We start from the raw sequence: 274 nt of genomic DNA on the forward strand, positions 1-274 counted from the left end.
GAGCCCGACCCCGGCATTCGGCAGGCGCGAGAACGCGAACGCCTGGTCGGGCGTACCGACGTTCATCATCATCTTCACGGGGGCCTCCGGCATCCGGTCGAGCTCGGTGACCTCCTCGGCGAAGTCCAGGATGCCGTCGTACACGACGCCGTCATCGCCCTCGGCGCACGAGACGGTGACCTCCTGACCGTCCTTGAGGGCGTGGGTGGCGACGCCGGTGCCGACGACGGCGGGGATGCCGAGCTCGCGGGCGATGATCGCGGCGTGGCACGTG

General features: G+C 70.4%; 1 protein-coding gene. It reads right to left on the minus strand.

Features of this window, described 5'->3' with window-relative positions; translation table 11 throughout:
• Positions 1–274, minus strand: a 274-nt coding sequence (locus tag ACZ3HG_RS23620) for a PEP-utilizing enzyme (RefSeq protein WP_465334794.1), incomplete at both ends; no start/stop codon positions are given.

The sequence above is a fragment of the Erwinia sp. PME.40.26/001 genome, from assembly GCF_055556675.1.